General features: G+C 47.3%; 16 protein-coding genes. 7 read left to right on the top strand and 9 right to left on the bottom strand.

Annotated elements, in window-relative coordinates:
- Positions 1-156: 156 nt before the first annotated feature.
- The gene (fahA, locus tag L0U89_RS16760) at positions 157-1,428 is read left to right on the top strand and encodes a fumarylacetoacetase (RefSeq protein ID WP_234862570.1); all 1,272 of its coding nucleotides are present in this window, start codon (positions 157-159) and stop codon (positions 1,426-1,428) included.
- Between the two features lie 112 nt (positions 1,429-1,540).
- On the opposite strand, the gene L0U89_RS16755 is transcribed toward fahA, so the two are convergent.
- Positions 1,541-2,287 (bottom strand): energy transducer TonB, encoded by a 747-nt coding sequence (locus L0U89_RS16755; protein WP_234862569.1) that lies wholly within the window; start codon positions 2,285-2,287, stop codon positions 1,541-1,543.
- Between the two features lie 182 nt (positions 2,288-2,469).
- On the opposite strand from L0U89_RS16755, the gene pgi reads away from it, so the two are divergent.
- A complete protein-coding gene (pgi, locus tag L0U89_RS16750) occupies positions 2,470-4,116 on the top strand; it encodes a glucose-6-phosphate isomerase (protein ID WP_234862568.1) in 1,647 nt (548 codons plus the stop codon).
- A gap of 34 nt (positions 4,117-4,150) precedes the next feature.
- On the opposite strand, the gene L0U89_RS16745 is transcribed toward pgi, so the two are convergent.
- The 5 genes from L0U89_RS16745 to L0U89_RS16725 form a co-directional block, all read right to left on the bottom strand.
- Entirely contained in the window at positions 4,151-5,809 is a 1,659-nt protein-coding gene (locus tag L0U89_RS16745; protein ID WP_234862567.1) for an amidase, read from the bottom strand.
- 214 nt (positions 5,810-6,023) lie between these two features.
- Positions 6,024-6,869, bottom strand: a complete 846-nt coding sequence (locus tag L0U89_RS16740) for a glycosyltransferase family 2 protein (protein ID WP_234862566.1) — start codon at positions 6,867-6,869, stop codon at positions 6,024-6,026.
- Positions 6,866-7,939 (bottom strand): glycosyltransferase family 4 protein, encoded by a 1,074-nt coding sequence (locus tag L0U89_RS16735; RefSeq protein WP_234862565.1) that lies wholly within the window; start codon positions 7,937-7,939, stop codon positions 6,866-6,868. Before L0U89_RS16735 ends, L0U89_RS16740 begins: the two co-directional genes overlap by 4 nt.
- A gap of 39 nt (positions 7,940-7,978) precedes the next feature.
- Positions 7,979-8,812, bottom strand: coding sequence for a glycosyltransferase family 2 protein (locus tag L0U89_RS16730; RefSeq protein WP_234862564.1), 834 nt, complete (start codon positions 8,810-8,812; stop codon positions 7,979-7,981).
- The gene (locus tag L0U89_RS16725) at positions 8,809-9,663 is read right to left on the bottom strand and encodes a glycosyltransferase family 2 protein (protein ID WP_008628828.1); all 855 of its coding nucleotides are present in this window, start codon (positions 9,661-9,663) and stop codon (positions 8,809-8,811) included. The genes L0U89_RS16730 and L0U89_RS16725 overlap by 4 nt, the downstream gene beginning before the upstream one ends.
- A 326-nt stretch (positions 9,664-9,989) precedes the next feature.
- Between L0U89_RS16725 and L0U89_RS16720 the strand changes: the two genes are divergently transcribed.
- From L0U89_RS16720 to L0U89_RS16700, 5 genes are all read left to right on the top strand, one after another.
- Positions 9,990-11,084 carry an alpha/beta fold hydrolase gene (locus L0U89_RS16720; RefSeq protein WP_234862563.1) on the top strand — a complete coding sequence of 365 codons (1,095 nt, stop codon included), beginning with the start codon at positions 9,990-9,992 and terminating at the stop codon, positions 11,082-11,084.
- Positions 10,993-12,243, top strand: a complete 1,251-nt coding sequence (locus L0U89_RS16715; RefSeq protein WP_234862562.1) for a DNA recombination protein RmuC — start codon at positions 10,993-10,995, stop codon at positions 12,241-12,243. Before L0U89_RS16720 ends, L0U89_RS16715 begins: the two co-directional genes overlap by 92 nt.
- Positions 12,244-12,293: 50 nt before the next feature.
- Positions 12,294-12,956 carry a tetratricopeptide repeat protein gene (locus tag L0U89_RS16710; RefSeq protein WP_234862561.1) on the top strand — a complete coding sequence of 221 codons (663 nt, stop codon included), beginning with the start codon at positions 12,294-12,296 and terminating at the stop codon, positions 12,954-12,956.
- Between the two features lie 96 nt (positions 12,957-13,052).
- Entirely contained in the window at positions 13,053-14,399 is a 1,347-nt protein-coding gene (gene trkA, locus L0U89_RS16705) for a Trk system potassium transporter TrkA (RefSeq protein ID WP_008628832.1), read from the top strand.
- 1 nt (position 14,400) lies between these two features.
- On the top strand, positions 14,401-15,855 hold the full coding sequence (locus L0U89_RS16700) for a TrkH family potassium uptake protein (protein ID WP_234862560.1): 1,455 nt from the start codon (positions 14,401-14,403) through the stop codon (positions 15,853-15,855).
- Here the strand turns inward: L0U89_RS16700 and L0U89_RS16695 are convergent.
- The 3 genes from L0U89_RS16695 to L0U89_RS16685 form a co-directional block, all read right to left on the bottom strand.
- Positions 15,852-17,759, bottom strand: coding sequence for a sensor histidine kinase (locus L0U89_RS16695; protein ID WP_234862559.1), 1,908 nt, complete (start codon positions 17,757-17,759; stop codon positions 15,852-15,854). The two genes, L0U89_RS16700 and L0U89_RS16695, sit on opposite strands and share 4 nt — an antisense overlap.
- A gap of 159 nt (positions 17,760-17,918) precedes the next feature.
- Complete coding sequence (locus tag L0U89_RS16690) at positions 17,919-20,366, bottom strand: ligase-associated DNA damage response DEXH box helicase (RefSeq protein ID WP_234862558.1); 2,448 nt, start codon at positions 20,364-20,366, stop codon at positions 17,919-17,921.
- Positions 20,356-21,948: an ATP-dependent DNA ligase gene (locus L0U89_RS16685; RefSeq protein ID WP_234862557.1), complete on the bottom strand. Its 1,593-nt coding sequence runs from the start codon at positions 21,946-21,948 to the stop codon at positions 20,356-20,358. Before L0U89_RS16685 ends, L0U89_RS16690 begins: the two co-directional genes overlap by 11 nt.
- Positions 21,949-21,995 lie beyond the last annotated feature (47 nt).

Here is a 21,995-nt window from a genome sequence, read left to right as displayed (position 1 = left end):
AAAAACAGAATAGTCAATAACCCATTGCGCATATTTCAGAATTAAAAATGTTCACTAACATTTGAGGCAAATGGTATTTGAAGGCCGATCCAAGCTGTTCAAGTTTTTTCTTCCTCTCAATTATTTATCTTTGGCCAGCCAAAAAGATTTTTGAGTATGTCATCCAACGTCATTCAAGCCTTGAACAGTTGGGTTCAGGTGCCTAAGGATTCCGATTTTAGTATCTACAATTTGCCCTTCGGGATTTTCCAAACCAAACGTCTTACGCCACGTGCAGGTATAGCTATTGGGGATAAGATCATCGATCTGTCCGTGTTACATGACGAAGGCTTTTTTGTGGACATCACCCAGCTTCCCAACGACATTTTTTTACGGGAATACTTAAACGACTTTATCGCACTTGGAAAGCCTGTAACCAAGAGGGTGAGGGAGCGTGTCCGTGATTTGTTGTTGGAAACAAATGGAAAACTCCGTGACCACCAATGCCGAGGCAAAGCATTGGTTACCATGAAGGAAGCCCAAATGCTGATGCCGGTGAAAGTGGGGGATTACACGGATTTCTACAGCAGCATCGAGCATGCCACCAATGTAGGCAAGATGTTTCGTGATCCGGAAAATGCCCTTTTGCCCAATTGGAGGCACCTTCCGGTAGGATATCATGGGAGGGCTTCGTCCATCATCCCCTCTGGAATTCCGATCCATCGGCCCAAAGGCCAATTCAAGGATCAAGGAATGGAGAGTCCCGAGTTCGGACCTAGCCGAAGATTGGATTTTGAGTTGGAGTTGGCATTTGTAGTCGGGAAGTCGACCAAAATGGGCGACACCGTCTCTACCTCGGAAGCGGAGGACCATATCTTCGGATTCGTTTTGTTCAACGATTGGTCGGCCCGGGATATCCAGTCTTGGGAATATGTGCCCTTGGGGCCATTTTTGGGAAAAAACTTTGCTTCCTGTATCTCACCTTGGATCGTGACTTTGGAGGCTTTGGAACCATTCCGGAAAAAAAGCCCCGAACAAACGCCTGAAGTACTTCCTTATTTGCAAACTTCCAAGGACCATGCTTTTGATATCCAGCTCGAAGTCTACATTCAGCCTGAGGGCATGAAGCCGTCCAAAGTGTGCACTTCCAATTTCAAGTACATGTATTGGAACATTGCGCAGCAACTCGCGCACCACACCATTAACGGCTGCAACCTCCATGTCGGCGACATGATGGCTTCGGGGACCATCTCGGGCCCAACTGACGACAGCTTCGGTTCTATGTTGGAGTTGTCCTGGAAGGGAACCAAGCCAGTTATTTTGGAAGATGGCGTGGAGAGGAAGTTTATCGAAGATGGCGATACCGTCATCATGAAAGGCTTTTCGCAGATGGGAGATGTCCGCGTGGGCTTTGGCGAAGTGGAAACGAAGGTCCTTCCTACGAAATAGTTCGACTTTTCAGGTTCAACTTTTTTTCAACCAGTCAAAAGTATAAAGAGGTTCCGCACGATAGTCTCGTTGGCTTTTCCGTTCCCAGGCTCATGTATTCGGTCCAAAAAACTCAGCCCAGCTTGAAATGTATCGGGAGATACATCCATTTGGTGACAGGATTTCCCTCCATATCCACCGCTCCGCGGAATCCCTCGCCATACAAGGAAAGCACCCGGATGGCTTCTTCTTGTAACAGAGGATAAACATCTGCTGCGTTCACGACTTCGATTCGGCCGATAGAGCCATCACCTTTGATTTCCAAAGCCAATTCAACCGTGCCTTCTTGTCTTTTTTTCCTCGCTTCGACGGGGTATTGGAGATTTTGCCTTATAAATTCTTGGTAATCGACCACTGATTTTTTGAATCCCGGCTCAAAAATATTCGTGGAGGTAACGACCTTTTCCTCATTGACTACTTTCTTTCCAAAAATTACTTCCTGTTCATTTCCGTAGTATTCAGCGATGACTTTTCCGTTTTGGAGGTAGTAAATCGTGTAATTGTTCTCGCTGTTTTTCCTTTCTTTGATTTTATAAACCTGTCCGCTTGTGTCCACGTCTTCCCAAACGGTTTTTGTCGGATTCTTACCGTTTTCAAAATACTTCGTGACAATCCGAACGAGTTTGTTGTCGAGATCATAAATCCGCTCCACCTGCTTTCCATCTGCGATTGGATTGACAACTTTCATAAAAGCCATATCCTGTTGGGGCTTCTGAAGCGGCACGAAATGTCTGTTTAATGGGATTTTCGCCCTGTCGTTTGCTGATAGATTCATACAGAAAACGAGACCCAATAGGGTAAAAAACATCTTGCGAGTCATAGTTTGAAGGAGATAGAAATTTATTCTTTAATCGTAATCGTACTAATATTGGTTGTGAAAATAATTGGATAGTTTTTATCAACCAAAGATTATTTTCTCGACAAACACCTTGATGCCGCCGAAATCGGTTTCATCCACGGATATTATCTTCTATTTTTGTGCCAAGTTTTAAACCTATTGCCATGAAATCCCAGAATCCCACCACAACCCAAGCTTGGAAGCGTCTTGCCAATTTTTCGGAAGTCAAGAAACATCAGCAAATCAAAAACCTTTTCACTGACCCTGCGCGATTTGACAAATACGCCATCAAATGGGAAGACGTCTTGGTTGATTTTTCCAAAAACAGGTTGGATGACGAAACCATGCGGGCGCTGTTGGATTTGGCAGTGGAACTGGACTTGAAATCCGGCATCGAGGCGATGTTTACCGGAGAAAAAATCAACGGCACGGAGGGCAGAGCAGTATTGCATACTGCCTTGAGAAACCGCTCCAACAAGCCAATTTTTGCTGACGGAAAAGACGTAATGCCCGATGTCAATGCTGTTTTGGCGCAGATGAAGGCCTTTGCCGACCAAGTTTCCCAAGGGGATTGGCTTGGATACACGGGCAAGCCCATCAAGTCCTTGGTGAATATTGGGATTGGGGGGTCGGACCTTGGGCCAGTGATGGTCACCGAAGCTTTGAAACCGTACCAAAATCCCAATCTGGAGGTGTTTTTCGTATCCAACGTGGACGGTACCCACATGGCGGAAACGCTGAAAAGGGTAGACCCTGAGACAACTTTGTTTTTCATTGCTTCCAAAACTTTCACTACCCAAGAAACCATGACCAACGCCCATACGGCCAGGAGTTGGTTTCTGGAAAAAGCCAAAGACGGCGCGGCGGTAGCAAAGCATTTTGTGGCGCTTTCAACCAATGCGAAGGCTGTAGCGGAGTTTGGGATCGATACCAAAAACATGTTTGCGTTTTGGGACTGGGTAGGCGGAAGGTATTCACTCTGGTCTGCAATCGGTCTGCCTATAGCTTGTGCGATCGGTTTTGACAACTTTGAGGCCTTGCTCACGGGCGCGCATGCGATGGACCTGCATTTCCGCCATGAGCCATTTGAAAAAAACATTCCCGTGATCCTTGCCCTGATCGGGATTTGGAACTGCAATTTCCTTGGAGCTACCTCCGAGGCGATCTTGCCCTATGACCAGTATTTGCACCGCTTCGCCGCGTATTTTCAACAGGGAAACATGGAATCCAACGGCAAGTACATCAGCCGTACCGGCGAGAATGTCAATTACACGACAGGGCCGATCATTTGGGGCGAACCAGGTACCAATGGACAGCATGCCTTTTACCAACTGATCCACCAAGGTACCCACCTGATTCCTTGTGATTTTATCGCGCCGGCAATTTCCCATAACCCCGTGGGTGACCACCATGTCAAGTTGCTATCCAATTTCTTCGCCCAAACGGAGGCGCTGATGAACGGAAAGTCGCTCGAGGAAGTCAAATCGGAAATGGCTAAAGCGGGCAAATCCGCCTCGGAAATCGACCAAATTGCGCCACATCGGGTATTTGAAGGCAATCGCCCGACCAACTCAATTCTCATAAAACAGATTACTCCCTATACCCTGGGTGCCTTGATTGCGATGTATGAGCACAAGATTTTTGTCCAAGGAGTCCTTTGGAATATCTACAGCTTTGACCAATGGGGCGTAGAACTCGGCAAGGTCCTTGCCAACGCCATTCTTCCCGAACTCAAGGACGCAGGGCCTGTCAGTAGCCACGATGCCTCTACCAATGGGCTGATCAATGCCTATAAGGAGATGAGGGGGTGATCTGACTGACACCGCCTACTGCCACTGCCTCCTGCTACTGCCCTTTCACCCCAGTCGGCACCTTTCCATGGTGGGAGTAGCTTGCCTGATATACTTCAGCGAGTTGCAGGATTTTAGCTTCGTCAAAGTAATTTGCCAACAAGGTGATTCCTTTTGGCCGTCCCCGCTCGTCGAATCCGGTCGGTAAGGCCAAGGCGGGATGCCCGGTCAAGTTGGTAATCATCATTTGGTTGCCGCCAAAGGTGGGGGAGAGCACCACGTCAAATCCGGCAATGGCCTTGGAAAATTCCTCAATCAAGCGCGTCCTGTGCCGGTTGGCTTGGATATACTCTACAGCAGGGATAAACCGTGACTGTCTCAGGGAGTTTGCCCGGGAGCCCCGGTGCTGCTCGACCATCTGGTCCACCCGGCCAGTTCTCACAAGTTCATCAAAAAATGCTCCGGCCTCTGCCCGTAAGATGATATCAAAAACCTCAAAAGGAAATGAATCCGGCAGGTTCACAGGTTGAAGTTCAATGCCCAGTTGCCGAAACTCTTCCAATGTCGAAGCAAATTGCGGCAAGACTTTTCCCGAATCAGTCTCAAACAACTTCTGGAAATAGCCCACCTTCAGCGTTTTGATTTCGGTTGGATATGCATAAGAAAAACCAGTCGTCTTGACGGTTTTCTCCAAGTGGTCCTGACCCCGGATGAAATCATATACGACGGCACAATCTTGCGCTGATCGTCCTATGGGTCCAACCTTGTCCATAGACCAGGCCAAGGTCATAAATCCATGCCGACTCACCGCCCCAAAGGTCGGTCTGAGTCCCGTGACACCGCAGCGATGGGAAGGGGATACGATAGATCCAAGTGTTTCCGTCCCAATTGAAAATGCCACCAAGCCTGCCGCCGTTGCCGATCCTGAACCTGCCGAGGAACCTGTGGCTCCTTGGCTGAGGTCCCATGGATTTTTGGTTTTGCCGCCAAACCACACATCGCCGCGCGCGAGCGCCCCGGATACCAATTTTCCCAACAAAACTGCTCCCGCATCCTCTAACTTTTTCACCACGGTGGCGGTTTGGTCGAGGTATTGGTCTTTGTAGGGTTCCGAACCCCAGGTCGTTGGATAGCCGGGCACAGCTGCGAGGTCCTTCACACCGTATGGAATCCCATGCAGCGGACCTCTGTATTTCCCGGCTGCAATCTCCTCGTCGGCTTTTCTTGCCAGTTCCAAGGCCAGTTCTTCGGTAACGGTGACGAAGGAAAGCAGTTGGGAATCATGCTTTTTGATGCGGGAAAGATAGATTTCCGTCAATTGAACCGAGGTCAATTTTCTGCTTTTGATAAGGGAAGCCAATTCCAAAATCGGCAGAAAGGCAATGGTCTCAGGATTTTCGGGCAAGTCAACGTTGTCGGGAATCTCCCATTGGTGAATGGGCGTTTCCTTGGGAAATTCAAAGCCAATCGGAAACGGCTCAAAATACAATGCGGGCTCTGTGTCGTAGGACAATTCAAAGGTGCGCATCTGCTCGTAGCCCTGCAGGTTTTCCTCCAAATAGCCCAACATCGTATCGATCTTGGCTTCGGAAAATTCCAAGCCAATCAACTTCTGTGCGACCTGAACGTCATTCAAGTTTATTTTGTCTGCTTGCTTTGTGCTCGCACAGGCCAGCATCAGCCATGCCGCAATCCAAATGGCATAATTTTTCATTCTGAAAAAATATAGAAAAAACACAATCCTGTTGCCGCAAAAGTTTCCAATGGAGATTAGCTATGGCAAATGGGTTTAATGGTTGCGAGAAATCGGCACGAACGGGCCTTCCACGACATCAAGTTCGGGTGGGGATTATACCTTTTTTGCCACCTAGACGATGGAGAGGTCTATGTTTTTATCTTTTGACCCACCGCTACATGACGTCAGAAGACTACCTGAAAATCTCCAATATGCCCCTTCCAAAATTGCCGCTGCGGAAGCAAATCCGCGCACGCACGATTTTCTCCCGTTTGGAGATTTGGGAGATTTTGAGGCTTCCACTCCCATACTTTTGGATGATGTATCGCCGAATGCGGGCCGTTTCATATTCGAAGCCCAACCTTTTGTCCAGGTCTCCGGAGTTGCTGATGGAAGTGGACGAAACACGGTAAACGGCGGTATTGTCAGCCAAATAGTGGATTTTGGCATGTTTTGCGATCGAAAGCCAAACAGGGTAGTCAAAAGTGGCGAACCTCAAATCGACGTAATCCGCTATCGAACAATACTTATCAAAAAGGGCTTTACGGAAACAGACTGTGGGCGAGAAAATGATATTGCGCAGCAGCAGGTATTCATAAAGTTGGTGGTTATGGCTTTCCAATATAGGTGTCTCGTCCCCACTTAATTGGAACTCTCCGTCCCTGAGACGCTGCCAACGGGTAAAGGATAGCCCAAAATCCGGATGCAGGTCCAGAAATTCCACCTGTTTTGCCAATTTCCTTTCATCCGTCCAATAATCATCGCTCTCCAAGATTGCCAGGTATTGTCCTTGTGCCTTTTCCAACAGGCTTTTGTAATTCTTCATCAAGCTTTCATTGCTTGGCTTTACAAAAAGGCGGATACGGTCCGGATGTTTTTCCGCATAGGTTTTTGCAATGGATGCCGTATCATCCGACGAAGCGTCGTCCGAGATGAGCAATTCGCAAGGGAAATCCGTTTGCTGCATCAAAAAACTATTGATCGCCTGCCCAATCGTCGCGGCATGGTTATAGGTGGGCATCAGGACGCTTACTTTCATGATTTCAGCTGTTTGAAGAGTGCTTCCCACTGGTCCACAATGGCCTCGATCCCGAATTTTGCGGAAGCTTCGATGGCTTTTTGGGAGAATTCTTTCCGTTTTTCGGCATTGGTCATCAGGTCAACAAGTCCCGCTGCCATCTTGTCGATATCCTGAGGTGGGACCAAAATCCCGGTCTCTCCGTCAATCACGATATCCCTCGGCCCTGTCTCGCAATCGAAACTCACCGCTGGTAGACCCATTGCCATCGCTTCTATCAATACCAAGGGAAGTCCCTCGTGCCTGGAGGAAAGTGCAAAAATCGAAGCCTGCTTGTACTGGGAGACGACATCCTTTGTGGGAGGGAGGATTTCCACGCTCTCGGAAACCCCTAAGGATTGTATCAATTTTTCCAAATCCTTCTGGAGCTTTCCCGCCCCCACAATCCGAAGTTTCCAATCGGGAGCCTTTGGATGTGCGATATGCCAGGCTTTTACCAACAAATCGAAACCTTTCTGATCTACAATTCGCCCGACAGCCAAAACCCGATTTTCTTTCATCGGTGTTTTCTCGGAAACATCTACCGTGATGGGATTGGGGATGGAGATCACTTTTTTGGCACCAAATTTCTTTTGATATGCTTCCACGTCACCCTGTGTCAGGGTCACGATCATATCGGAATGCTTGACAGCGATTTTTCTGGAGAGCGAATGCATCAGGTGCCAATTGGTATTGACATTGAAGTGCTCCCAAGTAATGGTCGTAAATCCCCTGGTAGCGGGAATATTGACAAAAGAGCGGCCCGCATCGACGATGATGATGATATCTGGTTTTTCCTTTGCAAACAGGTCCTTCATCAGCCGCACCCTTCGGATATCCCTGACGATCGGCAATCCGCTTGACTTAGGCCCCTCCAGATAGTGGCGAATCACCTTTTTGTCAAACGTAAAAAATGGATTTTCACCTTTGCCGACAATGCTGACGATCTGGACCTGGTGCCCACGGTCAATCAAGGCCTTCGAAAATATCGCAGTCACGCGTTCCGTTCCCCCCGAGTAGTTGAGCCCTTTGATGATAAAAAATATTTTCATGGATGTTGGTTTTTTGGACAAAGGGCGATTGGCTTTGAATCAAATACAATTTCTGAACCGTTCCGGGATTCTGATGATGATCTCCATGTTGAGCATGGAAGGTCGGTTCCATTTGTACGGCGGTCTGAACCATTTTTGGATGAACTGCGCACGGGGCAGCCACACATTGCCGTCTTTCGCCTCGTGCTTTGATACGGCTTCGATGGTTCTCCGACGCATGTTGAGGTGCTTTTCCCAACCCATGGCAAGGCGGTCCTTATCTTTGAAGCGATCAGCGATCATTTTGGCATCGAAGCAGCCGAAATGGAACATGTAGAGATTCTTGTCGATATGGTAATTGTGTCCGCGGATGCGGTGAAATCCCACACCCCAGGTCACGGGCTTGGTGATGACGCAGGGCTTGGTATAGTCCGGGGCGATCATCGCATAGCTCCTTTGTTCCAAAAAACCTTTGTTGGGGTCGTATTGCCCTTCTTCGCCTTCGCGTTGACCGACGTCCAAGCCGACACCTGAGACGGTGGTACGGATTTTCAGGTTGCCGAGGTATTCGCCAAGTGTCTTGCCCAACTTTGGTTCGACCACCAAAAACTCATCGGCATCACAGCCGATGACTATGTCATATTGCTGCAGATGGTAGGCGGCTTTCTTGGACAAAAATGCCAAGCGCCCGGGTTCTGCGGAGCCGATTGGTCCCGGTATTTTGTCACAAAAGATGATGTTTGCTTTGCCGGAATGCTTTGGTGGGTCTTGGTCCTTTCCATCCAGGTAGATGTACAGATGTTCCTCTCCGATCTGATGCCCGTAGTACTTGATCCATTTTTCAAGGAAAAAATTATCGTGTCGGGCCATGGTAATCACACAGATGCTTTTCATACGGAATTTTTGAAACGTTCTGGAATATGGACTATAAGCTTCCAAAAGTACATGTAAGGCCTAAACCAGGCAAAGGGATGCCTGATGATCGTTTGGAGCATATGGGCAATCGGAAGATAGGTGTCGCCGGGTTTCGCTTTTTTCTTCCCAGCTAGATCGATCGCCCTCCGTCTTTGGAGCATATGCTTCGTCCAGCCCGCTTTCAACCGTTCGGAGTCTTTCATTTTATTTTCCAGTATGCTGATATCCACCGAGCCAAAATGGAACAGATAGAGGTTTTTGTCGATCCGGTAGTTGTGGTTTTTCACTCGATGAAAACCCGCACCCCAAGTCACTGGTTTGGAAATCACCACAGGTTTGGTGTATTGGGAATCCAAAAGCGCATAGCTCCTTTGGGAAAGAAAAGGCTTAGTTGGGTCCAGAGTAGGCTCTTCGCCGATTTTCTGACCCACGTCCAAGCCCAAGCCCGAGACCGAGGGGCGTACCTTGATACCACTCAAGTAGGCGCGGAGCGACCTGCCGACCTTGGGATCTACGACCAGAAACTCATCACAATCGCATCCAATCACCAAATCATAGCGCTGAAGCAGTTTTGCGGCCTCCTGATTTAGGAAACCGATGCGGGTCCTGTCTCCGACTGTCATTTCCTCTTGCTTATGCGGTCGCTTGGTCACATTCACTCCTGCGGCATTTTCGGGAACAACCTGATCTTCGCCGTCCAGATACACATAGAGGTTTTCCTTGCCGAGTTGACCGCCATAGTAATCGATCCATTTGGTCAGGAAGAAAGTATCGTTTCTGGCCATCGTGAGCGCGCAGATATTTTTCTGTTTCTCCTGATTGTTTTTCATGTAAGACTGGTTTGAATGACCCAAAAAGAATCGAAAACTGATTCGGTATAATTCCCCTTTGCTGTCAAAATTAACGCCATAAACCGATTCTTGTCACATTTCGAATAAAAACTATAGTAGATTTTATTTTGTGTAGCAAAAATCTATCGGGTTTTAGGAAAAGCGAGCCAAGTTATTAGACAGCGCGAAACCCGTTTATTTTGTTTCAGTTACCTCTTTTTGAATGAATTTAGGCATAAAGCGTCGCAAACTATCACGCAATTACTGCGAGGTCCCGCCCTTTCTTTTCGCGGTTTTTATATATTTAAAAACTGAATCCCTCTGCCGTGAAGAAATTGGTGCTAAGAATCGCAAAATTCCTCCTAGTTGTATTACTGATCCTCGTGGTAGGCCTTGTTGCGAGTTACCGCCCTGATTTGTCCTTTGAATCACTCGTACCCAAGTACACCGATGAGTATTCACATTTTCTAAATGTGGACGGAATCAACATCCATCTCAAGGTAAAAGGTGAGGGTGAACCTATTTTTTTGATACATGGATCCTTTTCCTCGCTGCATACTTGGGAAGCCTGGGAGGATGAATTGAGTCGGTATTTTATGACGATATCGATGGACTTACCTGGACATGGCCTTACTGGTCCGGACTCTCAAAAACGCTACGGAATCACAGACTATGCTGGATTTGTACTGGACATAGCGGACCAACTGAATCTCCAGAAATTCCATGTGGCTGGCAATAGTATGGGCGGAGCAGTCGCATTAAGGCTGGCTTCTGAGGCTCCTGATCGCATTTTGACGCTGAATCTGGTGGATGCAGCCGGCGCACCGCCTTCACTGGCCAAGGATTCTTCTAGGGTGAAATCCTACAATTCGGGGGCTTGGATATTTAAGGTTGCCCAAAATCCGGTTTTCAATAAGCTACTTTTGAAATGCACCCCAAAATTCCTATTTGGAATGAATCTGAAGCAGGTTTTTGCGGACGATGACAAAATCACAGAGGACATGCTGACACGGTACTATGAATTGCTGCGCCGAGATGGCAATCGACAGGCGACAGTAGATCGATTGACTGGAAGAAAGCCCTATGACTTGGATTTCTCAAAAATCAACATGCCCGTGCTCATCATGTGGGGTGCAGAGGATAAGTGGATATCCCTCGACAATGGAAGGCGATTAGAGAAAGCCATACCCCGCGCTACTTTGAAGGTTTTTGATCATGTCGGTCATGTTCCTATGGAAGAATCACCGACTGAAACTGTCGCGGAATATTTGGCTTTTCTGGGCGTTAGTGTGGATAGGGATTATCTTTCCCCCAAAACGTACTACAGCTATGTCAATCGAATGGGCCATTTTGGCCATGCTTCTGCTTTTGTTGGCCAGTCAGATCTGGCTGATCGCAAAGTTGGGTCCAGAGAAAAGTAACACGAAGAAATTCGAATCCGAGCTGCTGCAGCTCAGAGAAACGCTTCAAAAGGAAGCCCAAAACAATCGGACTGAGATGCAGTCCCAACTCATCCAGCAGTTTGGGTTGGTGTTTGAGTCCTTAAGGGCAAGTTCCAAAGACCAAGCGGATGTCCTGAAGGATTTTGGACGCCTTTTTCGTGAAAACGTACAGGAATTCAATGCCTTGCAACGGGAGAAGTTTCAAGAATTGGTCTGGAAGCAGGAGCGTATGGTGGCCTCTACGGAGGAGAAACTGGAAAAAATGCGGGAAACCGTGGACGAAAAGCTCCAAAAGACTTTGGAGGCCAGGTTGGGCCAGTCTTTCGAATTGGTGAGCAAACAGCTGCTTGAAGTGCAAAAAGGGCTTGGAGAAATGCAGCATCTCGCGACAGGAGTAGGGGACCTCAAGCGTGTCCTTAGCAATGTCAAAACCCGCGGCATGCTGGGTGAATATCAGTTGCAGGGGATATTGGAAAATATCCTCACCCCGGACCAGATTGCAACCAACATAAACCTGCATGCGGGAACTGCGGAGCGGGTTGAATTTGCCGTCAAAATGCCAGGCAACGGGGACGACGGTCCCGTTTATCTGCCTATTGATGCCAAGTTTCCCCAAGAAACCTATTACCGGCTTTTAGACGCCTATGAATCTGGGGACAAAAACACAATCGAAACAGCGAGGATAGAGCTTTTCAAATCCATTCGTAAATCCGCCTTTGATATCAGTTCAAAGTATCTGAAACCACCGTTCACCACAGATTTTGGGGTGATGTTTTTGCCGATGGAAAGCCTTTACGCCGAAGTGCTGCGCGATCCACAGCTTGCCCATTTTCTACAACGGGAATACAAAATCATCGTCACAGGGCCGACAACCTTAGCTGCCATGCTCAATAGCCTGCAGATGGGCTTCCGTACTTTGGCAATCCAGCAACGATCCGGTGAGGTTTGGCGAATCTTGGGTGCAGTGAAGATGGAGTTTTCCAAGTTTGGGGATTTGATCAGCAAGGCCCAAAAGAAAATTTCAGAAGCCCACCATGATTTGGATGAATTGGTCGGGACACGTACACGGGTGATACAAAGGAAGTTGAGGGAAGTAGAGGAATTACCTGAGAATGAAGGAAAAAAAATGCTCGAGTAATCATTGGTTTTTTCGTTTTGGGTGGTTTAGTTTGGAGAAAACAGTCGTTTATGAAATTGATCTTCTCCTGCCTCTTTTTCCTCTTTGTTTACGCCCAGTCGTTTTCGCAGAAAATCTTTGATGTCGAGGGCGAAACCAGGGCTAATTCCATCGAAGTGAACAATGCAGCAATCACCATGATCAGCGATGGCAATTATGCTACCGCCTACAAGGTATTGGTGACCGTAATCGAGCAGGATCCCTCATTTCATTCAGCCTATTTGAATCTTTACCGTGCCGGCAGCAATTTACCCGACAAAACAGATGCGGTGGTTGAGACGCTCAGGGTGGGCCTGACGATATTTGAGGAGGATGACGAGATGGCTTATTACCTTGGTAATATCCTTCAAAAGGCCAATAGATTGCCTGAGGCGATAGAGGCATATTCTGATGCCATAGCGTTTTCCATGAAAAATGGGGAGGATTTTCCGCTTGTTTGGGCTTATCATTTTAACCGCGGCAACTGCTTCTTGAAATCCAACCAACATGCGAAGGCAATTCCAGATTATGACTATGCGTTGAAACTGAGTCCAGACAATGCAGACGTGCTTACCAATAGGGGGTTTTGCTTTTACAAAACAAACAATCGCAACGCGGCATGTGCTGATTGGAGGGAGGCACTTGAGCTGGGCAACGAACAGACGACAAAATACCTTCAGTCGTATTGCAAATAAATTTAAAGATTCTTATTGCGCTTAGTTTCAAAACATCCTACCTTTTCCGCGATTTAGGCAGGCGTACCTTTTAATCCTGACTATTTAGGTTTATACATGGGAATGAACATAGTGATCGCAGGTGCCGGCGATATGGGATATCACCTAGCTGAGCAACTGAGTTACGAAAACAAAGACATCACCCTCATCGATCTGGACAAGGATGCGCTCGATTACGCAGCTTCCCATTTGGATGTATTGACCCTTGTGGGGGATGCTACCTCGATCGAGGTACTCAACAACGCCAACGTCACGGATGCGAGCATGTTTATGGCAGTGACGACGTCAGAGAAAACAAATATTGTCGCGGCCACCTTGGCCAAGCAGCTTGGCGCCAAGCGTGTGATTGCTCGAGTCAGGAACCATGAATACCTCGATCCAGAACATGAAGTGTACTTCAAGAATGTTGGCATCGACAATATCATTTCCCCGACCAAGCTGTGCAGCGAAGAGATTTTCAAGATGATCAAGAACTCCAATTTCACGGATGTTTTTGAATTTGAAGGAGGAAAGCTGAATATTGTCGGCATCACCTTGGACCAATACAGTCCATTGGTGAACAAGAAAATCCAGGATATCAGCGATGAGGAGCTTTTTGAGGATATCCGTATCGTTGCGATTGTAAGGGATCAGATGACCATCATACCTCGGGGAAGCACAATCATCAGAAACAACGACCATGTTTTTTTCATTTCCAACAAGCGCGCGGTCGAATCAATCATCGAACTACTTGGCCAGAAGAAAATCACCATCAAAAACGTCATGATCATAGGCGGTGACGATATGGCCTACACGACTGCCCTTAAGCTCGAGGACGAATACCGGGTTACTTTGGTGCACAAAGACAAAGAACGATGTAAGTGGCTTTCCGAGAGACTGAATAATGCCCTGGTAATCAATGGGGATTACAAAAATATCGAACTTTTGATCGAAGAAGGTTTGGAGGAAATGCAGGCTTTCATTTCACTGACCGAGTCTTCCGAAACCAATATCATCACTTCACTGAGTGCCAAAAACCATGGGGTTTACAAAACGATCGCGCATGTAGACACGCGTGAATATATCCACATCTCGCATAGCATTGGCGTGGATTCCCTCATCAACAAGAAACTTGTCGCTGCCAACCAAATCACCCGGTTTTTAAGAAAGGGAAAAGTGGAATCAGTTTCCGGCATTTATGGTGTGGATGCTGAGATCGTCCAATATTCTGTTGCGAAAACCAATCGGGTGACCAAAAAACCACTAAAAGAACTGCATTTTCCCGATACCGCCATTGTCGCCGGTGTTATTAGAGGCGAGGATGTTTTTATTCCAGATGGCGACTTTGTTTTGAACGTCGACGATAAGGCGATCATTTTGGCCTTGCCAGCGGCGAAGGCTGCGTTAGAGAAATTTTTCCACTGAAATGATCCACTACAAAGCTATCGGCAAAATCATGGGAGGCTTGTTGATGCTCTTGGCATCACTCATGCTTCCCGGAATTGCTTTCTCCCTCTATTTCAAAAGTGGAGACCATGGCCCTTTGCTGCTTTCAGCTGCGACGTCATTTGTGATAGGTGCGACGCTTTTTTTCTCTCTATCCAAGCAGGACCAAAATGTCCGCAAACGCGAAGGATATCTCATCGTGGCTGTAAGTTGGCTCCTAATGACACTCTTTGGGATGCTTCCCTTTCTACTGAGCGGAGCAACAAGTACGATTCCCGATGCGATTTTCGAGACAGTTTCCGGGCTTACGACTACGGGTGCGACGATTTTGACAGATATCGAGGTGGTTCCAAAGGGCATACTCTTTTGGAGAAGCATGATCCAATGGATCGGTGGTTTGGGAATAATCGTGTTGACAGTGGCCATTTTCCCCCTTTTGGGAATTGGTGGAATCGAACTATTTGTCGCAGAGTCGCCCGGTCCAACCTCTGATAAACTGCATCCGAGGATTCAGGAAACCGCAAAAAGACTTTGGTATGTCTACACAGGACTCACCGTGCTGGCCGGCATAATGTTTCGCATTGCGGGCATGGATTTTTTCGATGCGGTCAACCATGCTTTGACAACCATGGCAACGGGCGGATTTTCGACCAAAAACGCAAGCTTGGCCTATTACCAGTCACCTTTCATCGAGTATGTAGCGATCTTCTTTATGTTTTTGGCTGGAACAAACTTCACGGTCTTGTATTTTGGACTGACCGGAAAGTTTCACAGGGCATGGAGATCAGATGAATTTCGGGCGTATCTGTTTTCATTGATCGGGATTGTATTCTTTCTCTCATTGCCGGTTTATTATTATTCAGGGCAACAGGACTTGGAAAAAGCGATCCGGGACACGATGTTTCAGGTAATATCTCTTGTTACAACAACGGGCTTTGTTACGGCGGACTATACAGCCTACCATAGTGGTTTGACTCTAATCTTCTTCATGCTTTTGTTTTTGGGTGCTTCGGCAGGATCTACCAGCGGCGGTATCAAGTATATCCGCCACCTAACTTTTGTGAAAAATTCATGGCTCGAATTCAAACGTATTGTTCATCCAAGAGCGGTGGTTCCCCTCAAAATAAACGGTGAACGCGTCACAGGAAAGATCATCACCCATATCATGAACTTCCTGTTGATTTATTTGATGATTTTCGTCTTGGGTTCGATTGTAGTTTCCCTGATGGGCTATGATGTTCTCACTTCCTTTGGTGCCGTTGCGACTACACTTGGGAATGTGGGTCCCGCGATTGGAGAAGTAGGTCCTGTTGACAACTTCGCGTTTTTTGACCCATTCACCAAGATATTCCTTTCCTGCATCATGCTTTTGGGAAGGTTGGAATTGTTTACGATCCTGATCCTGTTTACGCCTTATTTCTGGCGTGCAAATTAGGGTTTTGGAAGCGTAAAGCTGAAGGTAGATCCGTAGCCGATTTGGCTTTCGACCCAAATGTCTCCTTTGTTTTTCTGGATCAATTCCTTCGAGAGCAATAGTCCAAGACCAGAACCTTTTTCGCGATGGGTGCCGCGTGTCGAGAAAAATTGATTGCCAAACAATTTCTCCAAGTTCGCTTCCGGAATTCCAGTGCCTTGGTCAGCGATCGAGATCGTATAAAACCTACCGGAATCCTCTGCTGAAATTGAAATCATGTCACCGTTGTCCGTAAACTTCAAGGCATTGGTCAATAAGTTTCGAAACACGATGTCCAGCATGTTTCGATCTGCCTCCACTTCCAGGTTTTTCGGGATGAAATTTTGCAGGTTTTGGCCTTTGTAGAATTGGGACGTTTTGAAAAAGTTGATGTTGGATTCTACAAGTGTGTAGAGGTTGCAAGAAGATATTTCGGCGCGGATTCCGTTCATTTGGCTCCTTGACCATACCAACACATTTTCGAGCAGAATGGAATTATTGCCGATGCTTTGGCTTAAAATCGGCAGATAGGCCTCAAATTCTTCTTTGGTAAGGTTTTGTTCGTTCAGGAGGTTGACCATGGCCCAAAGTGAATCCATCGGCGCTTTGAGGTCATGGGCGAGAATGGAGAAAATCTTATCCTTTTCCTGATTGAGCTTATCCAATTCGGCAGTTTGTGCTTCTATTTCCTCCTGCTTCGTTTTCAACATTTTCGAGCTGGCTTTCTCCTTTTTGAACGATCGGTAGTACACTGAAAATGCAAGGAAAAAGGAAAACGCCATTAGCAATAGCGCGTAAAGGACATAGCTTTTGAATCGCTGGTTTGCTTCCATCAGCTCCTTTTCGCGGTTTAGGGAGGCAATCTCTTCCCGCTGTTTTCTTACCATGATGCCCGAAAGGTACAACTTTGTCTTTTCTTCGGTAAAGGTTTGGCGGGCCTCATCCAACTTATCCAGGTATTGCTTCGCCGCATCGGTATCGCCCTTGAAATTGGCTATCTGATATAGGAGCCCATAAGCTGTAATCATCGCTTCGGAAGCTGGGATTTCTTCGTTAATTTCAATTGCCTTTGCCGCTACTTCCTCAGCTTTCCGTAGATTCTTCTTTTTAAAATAAACGTTGCCTAGTTCACCCAACACATAGATTGCACCCCTTTTGTCGTTTTCCAGACTATATTCCATAAACTGGCTCAAATCGCGCTCTGCCAATTCCAGGTCACCCATCTGCTGGTAAATCCGGCCACGGTTCATCTTCGAAATGAAGATTTGCCTGACATCGGCCAGTTTTTCACGGATTTCAATCGCTTGGTTGATTAGCGCCAATGCTTCCTGATAATTCTTGATTTTTGTCTGTACCACGCTCATTCCAGTGTAGGTATAGCCAAGTCCATCTAAATTATTGATTTTCAGGAAAATATCTTTTGCTTCCTCGTAGTATGTCATAGCATCCTCATAGGACTCCTGATAGTAATGTATCTGTGCTATATTGTTGAGAGCAAAGGCTTCCTCCTTATGATTGCCTGAACTTTTGGCTACTTTAAGCGCCTCTTCATACATCTTGAGGGACTCCTCTTGCAGCTCAATATTTCGGTAGGCGATTCCCAATCGGTTTAGGTTTTGTGCTTGCAACTCGGGATTTTCCAGCAGCTTGGCGAGTTCAATTGCTTCCTCATAGTATTTCCTCGAAGAGTCCGAAAGGTGCACCTCCCAAGCCAAATCCGAAACGATTGTCAGTTTCTGCCTAAGGTCTTTCGTTTGCAGGTATTGCTGGTATAGCTCTTGCGCTTTATTGCTCTGCCCAAAAGCTGTCTGATAAATGCCCAAAAAGCAGGACAGAATAATCCACGCCGCTATGCTTGCAGTTTTTTTGGGGTGATTTAGGGGCATCGCCGTTTTTTGATTGTCGAATGAAAATCCAAAATAAGGCGATTTACTTGTCCCACCAAAAGTTGACCAGTCAAAATTCGACTTTTTTGACTTGACTCAGAACCTTTTTTTAAGGTTTGCCCCTTTGACAGAAAATGATTTCAGACCGATGAACACAGGTCAGTCCAACATTTGCGCCCTCATCTTTGCAATTCTTTCTTCCAATGACTCCGAAGACAGTGTGGCGCGCAGGCGATCGACCATGATGGGGAAGGAAAAAGGAGTAAACTGACCGGGTTTCTTGAGAACGATTTGCTGCCGATTGATTTTCCGGATCGCTCCAAAGATGCTGTCTCGTTCCATTTGCATTTCCAAGACTTCCCGATGCGCCTGTTCCAAAAGCAAATTTTCAGGGTCATAATCTTCAAAAACGCCAAATAGAATCCCGGAATTCGATTGGAGGTGCTTGAAGCGTACGGGTTTTCCAGGGAATCCTTGAAACACGAGACCTGAAATGGTAGCGACATCCCGGAATTTCCGCTTCGCCATTTCGCTCTCATTGACGCACCTCAAAATATCTTCCTCTAAGTTGTGTTCTGAAAACAAGTCTTCTTCCAAAATGTCCTCTATTGGAATCGGTGAATCGGACAGCAGCTCAAATCCATAATCATTCATCGCTATGCTGAAGGTAATCGGATAATTTACCGAAATCCTGTAGGCCAATAGGCTACCCAAAATCTCATGGACCATCCGGCCTTCGAAAGGGAAAAAGAAGAGGTGGTGGCCTTCTTTGGAAATATTCTTTTCGATCAGCAAAGTATTATCATCGGGAATAGTGGAAAGCCGCTGCTGTAGGTCCAGTAGAGGGGCAACATACCTGACTTCCTCTGATGCAAAAATCCCTTGAGAGGCATCGCGCAGGATTTCCCTGATCTTCCCGGAAAGCTTCGAAGTAAGCGAGATTCTTCCGCCCATGTAAGAGGGCGTATTGGAGCTTTTTCGCGTGGAGAGCTTCACGATTGCGCTCATGTCCTTTATTTGGACAAATTCCAGGTTGCGACCGGAAAAAAAAAACCGATCGCCCGGCCTGAGTTTGGAGAAAAAATACTCCTCAATCATGCCGAGGAAGGTGCCGTTCTTCAGCCGCACCTTAAGCATCGGATCACTGACGATGGTACCCATGGAAAGCCGATGGCGCATGGCAGTTCTCTTGTCTTTGATCCTGAAAACCCCATCATCACCCATTTCGACCTTGGAAAACTCCTCGTAGCCTCCAAGCGTCTCGCCGCCTTTGGTTACAAAATTCAATGCCCACTCGTATGCTGTCCAGGTCAGATGCTGAAAGGAGTAGGTGTGTTTGAGAATTTGGAAAAGTTCATCCTTCCGAAAACCATCACCAACCGCAAGCGTGACCAGAAACTGCACCAAGACATCGTAGGTCAACTCGGGACAGTGGATACTTTCCATTTCGCCGGTTTCGACGGCGCTTCTCAATGCCGCAGCTTCGATCATTTCCAGCGAATTGGTCGGCACAAAATAGATTTCGCTGGGCAGTCCCGGTTGGTGGCGTGAACGCCCTGCACGCTGTACAAATCTTGCCACACCCTTCGGACTTCCTATTTGTATCACCGCTTCTACGGGCCTGAAGTCGACTCCCAAATCAAGGCTTGAGGTGCAGACGACGAGTTTCAGCTTTCCCGCATGGAGCGATTCCTCAACCCATGTGCGTACCGCTTGGTCGAGCGAGCCATGGTGCAAAGCAGCCAATCCTGCCCAATCTGGCCGGATTTCCATGATCTTGTGGTACCAGATTTCAGTTTGGGCGCGGGTGTTGGTAAAAAGCAAGACCGAATGGTAGCGATCAATGATCGGCAGGACTTTGTCGATCAATTTGATGCCCAAATGCCCAGACCAAGGGTACTTTTCAAGTTCATCGGGAAATACGGTGTGGATTTCGATTTTCTTTTCAATATCCGCCTTGACGATGTGTATGTTTTCCTTTCCCAAAAGAATCCTGCACGCATCTTCTAAGTTACCAATCGTAGCAGATATGCCCCACAGCTTGATGGGTTGTGGGCAAATGCTACGCATATAGCTCAAAGCCAGTTGTACCTGGACCCCTCTCTTGTTACCGACAAGCTCGTGCCATTCGTCTACAATGATGGCACGCATGTCACGAAAAAGTATTTGGTTTTCCTTTTGGGCCAACAGAACATGCAGCGTTTCGGGCGTCGTCACGAGGCATTCTGGCGGATTCTTTTTTTGATAGGTTCGTTCTTTGTTGTCGGTGTCGCCGTTGCGTACGGAGACCTTCCAAGGCAGACCGATTTGGTCGCAGACTTCTTGCATTGCTTTTTGGATATCCTGGGCCAATGCCCGAAGTGGTGTGACCCAAATCATCAATGTGCCGTTTTTTTTCGGTTTGCGCCAATTGTCGGGATGTTCTTTGATGTACTCAAGGATGAGCGGAAACCACAGCGCAAAAGTCTTCCCGCTACCCGTGGGGGCATTGAGCAGTCCGGACTTTCCTTCCAAAAAATCCCTCCATGCCCGAAGCTGAAAATCAAAGGGAACCCAGCCTTTATCGTCAAAGTACTGGATACCCACTTGGAGGTCTTTATTTTCCATATGCGTTCAACAAGTCTTTCAGATCCTGCAGGGTATTGGCTTCCTGAATTGGTTTGTCTTTTCTCCACCTTTGGATGCGGGGAAAGCGAAGCGCGATGCCTGACTTATGTCGACTGCTCTCCTGGATTCCCTCAAATGCGATCTCAAAAACCAATCCCGGCTTTACGGTACGGACAGGACCAAACTTTTCCAAAGTATTGTTTTTGACGTACCGATCGACCTCACGCATTTCCGCGTCGGTTAGACCTGAGTAAGCTTTTGCAAACGGAACTAGGCGGTCACCGTCCCAAACTGCCAGCGTATAATCGGAATACAAGTCTGCACGCCGACCATGGCCTTTTTGGGCGTAAACCATCACACCGTCAATAGATAGCGGCTCGATTTTCCATTTCCACCAGGCACCACGTTTTCTTCCGACTTCATAGGCAGACGAAAGGCTCTTGAGCATCATTCCTTCTGCCATAAATGTTCGTGCTTGGCTCCTGATTTCCGTCAACTCTTCCCAGGAATCGGCCATTATCCTTTCTGAAATGACCAATTTCGGATCCACATGTAAGTCTTTCAGCCACTCCAATTTCTCCCTACGATTTACTAATTCGGATTGTCTCAAATCCTTGGTTTCCCATTCCAGTACATCGTAAGCGATGAAAGCCACAGGCGCTTCTTGAAGGATTTTTTTTCCGAGTGTTTTTCGTCCGATGCGCTTTTGAAGGACGGCAAAGGGTAGGGGACTTCCATCCTGAAAGGCAATGATTTCACCGTCCAAGACAGTTCCGAGGGGAAGGGTTTTTGCCATTTGGACCAGTTCGGGAAACTTTTCCGTTACCAATTCTTCCCCACGCGACCAGATATGTACCTCGCCCCTGCGGTGGATAATCTGCCCACGAATGCCATCCCATTTCCATTCAACAAGCCATTCGCTTGGACTGCCCAAGGCTTCTGCTTCTGAATCAAGAGGGTGGGCGAGACAAAAGGGATATGGCTTTGATCCGTCTGAATTACCGAAATCATCCAGAAGCAATTGCCTAAAATCCGTCTTCGCTGGATTCCAATCTCCCATCAAGCGGTGCGCGACTTCGGTTTTTTCCTTTTCAAACACTTCCGCTACGGCTTGGGTGACGAGCATTTGACTGACTCCTACCCGAAAGCCGCCTGTAATGATCTTGTTGAAAATGAACCGCTCATCCTTGTCCATTTGGTCCCAAGCCCAAAATATCTTATCTCTTTTTGTTTCTTCGGGATCATGTTCCATGCCGATAAGGAACTCAGTCCAGAAGGCCAAGGACATTTCCTGTGAGAAACTCGGTGCGGGCAGTAGCAGGGCGATCGTTTCCGCCAGATCGCCTACCGATTGATAGCATTCCTCAAAAAGCCAATCCGAAATTCCCGATTTTTCGCTGCACCAGTTCCTCAATTGACGGGTGTTTACCTGCCTTTTGGGACGTCTGTGGGTGAAAAACGCCAAGGCCCAGATCCGGTCTTCATCGCTTGCCTGACGGAAAAAATCCTTCATAGCATTGACCTTGTCAGAGGTTTTGTTGCTTTGGTCAAGTCTCAGAAACAACTCAGAAAAGAGTCTCATGGGGATTGGTTTGTGGCGCGAATGTGATTTGCTGCACATTCGGGTTG

It is taken from the genome of Mariniradius sediminis, assembly GCF_021491425.1.
GTDB lineage: Bacteria > Bacteroidota > Bacteroidia > Cytophagales > Cyclobacteriaceae > Mariniradius > Mariniradius saccharolyticus.
This window is presented reverse-complemented; position numbering and strand designations above follow the sequence as displayed.

What these genes read in the sequence shown, in the direction of transcription:
- L0U89_RS16715 (WP_234862562.1), top strand. Translation starts at nt 10,993, where the DNA reads ATGTCAATCGAATGGGCCATTTTGGCCATGCTTCTGCTTTTGTTGGCC.
- L0U89_RS16710 (WP_234862561.1), top strand. Translation starts at nt 12,294, where the DNA reads ATGAAATTGATCTTCTCCTGCCTCTTTTTCCTCTTTGTTTACGCCCAG.
- L0U89_RS16695 (WP_234862559.1), bottom strand. Translation starts at nt 17,759, where the DNA reads ATGCCCCTAAATCACCCCAAAAAAACTGCAAGCATAGCGGCGTGGATT.
- L0U89_RS16690 (WP_234862558.1), bottom strand. Translation starts at nt 20,366, where the DNA reads ATGGAAAATAAAGACCTCCAAGTGGGTATCCAGTACTTTGACGATAAA.
- pgi (WP_234862568.1), top strand. Translation starts at nt 2,470, where the DNA reads ATGAAATCCCAGAATCCCACCACAACCCAAGCTTGGAAGCGTCTTGCC.
- fahA (WP_234862570.1), top strand. Translation starts at nt 157, where the DNA reads ATGTCATCCAACGTCATTCAAGCCTTGAACAGTTGGGTTCAGGTGCCT.
- L0U89_RS16755 (WP_234862569.1), bottom strand. Translation starts at nt 2,287, where the DNA reads ATGACTCGCAAGATGTTTTTTACCCTATTGGGTCTCGTTTTCTGTATG.
- L0U89_RS16700 (WP_234862560.1), top strand. Translation starts at nt 14,401, where the DNA reads ATGATCCACTACAAAGCTATCGGCAAAATCATGGGAGGCTTGTTGATG.
- L0U89_RS16725 (WP_008628828.1), bottom strand. Translation starts at nt 9,663, where the DNA reads ATGAAAAACAATCAGGAGAAACAGAAAAATATCTGCGCGCTCACGATG.
- trkA (WP_008628832.1), top strand. Translation starts at nt 13,053, where the DNA reads ATGGGAATGAACATAGTGATCGCAGGTGCCGGCGATATGGGATATCAC.
- L0U89_RS16735 (WP_234862565.1), bottom strand. Translation starts at nt 7,939, where the DNA reads ATGAAAATATTTTTTATCATCAAAGGGCTCAACTACTCGGGGGGAACG.
- L0U89_RS16730 (WP_234862564.1), bottom strand. Translation starts at nt 8,812, where the DNA reads ATGAAAAGCATCTGTGTGATTACCATGGCCCGACACGATAATTTTTTC.
- L0U89_RS16685 (WP_234862557.1), bottom strand. Translation starts at nt 21,948, where the DNA reads ATGAGACTCTTTTCTGAGTTGTTTCTGAGACTTGACCAAAGCAACAAA.
- L0U89_RS16745 (WP_234862567.1), bottom strand. Translation starts at nt 5,809, where the DNA reads ATGAAAAATTATGCCATTTGGATTGCGGCATGGCTGATGCTGGCCTGT.
- L0U89_RS16740 (WP_234862566.1), bottom strand. Translation starts at nt 6,869, where the DNA reads ATGAAAGTAAGCGTCCTGATGCCCACCTATAACCATGCCGCGACGATT.